Raw genomic sequence first — 268 nt, 5'->3', positions numbered from 1 at the left:
GAACACATTGAACGTTTCGCTGCCCTGGCGCGTGAAATGGCCGCGACCGAAACCCGCGAAAGCCGTCGCGATGAACTGCTGGCGATGGCAGAAAACTGCGATCTTATCGCCCACCAGCCGCCGCAGACTTTCTGGCAGGCGCTGCAACTGTGTTACTTCATCCAGTTGATTTTGCAGATCGAATCTAACGGTCACTCAGTATCGTTTGGTCGTATGGACCAGTATCTCTACCCGTACTATCGCCGCGACGTTGAACTCAACCAGACGC

Annotated in this window: 1 protein-coding gene; it reads left to right on the top strand. The window is 54.9% G+C overall.

Annotated features, from left to right (window positions below; all coding sequences use genetic code 11):
• Positions 1-36: 36 nt before the first annotated feature.
• The coding region (locus SB765_RS30110; protein WP_410932560.1) for a pyruvate formate lyase family protein at positions 37-268 on the top strand (232 nt) is incomplete at its 3' end.

The sequence above is a fragment of the Pseudomonas sp. SIMBA_067 genome (assembly GCF_046534675.1).
Taxonomy (GTDB): Bacteria; Pseudomonadota; Gammaproteobacteria; order Pseudomonadales; family Pseudomonadaceae; genus Aquipseudomonas; species Aquipseudomonas putida.
The sequence above is the reverse complement of the archived record's forward strand: the minus strand, read 5'-3'. Positions and strand labels throughout refer to the sequence as shown.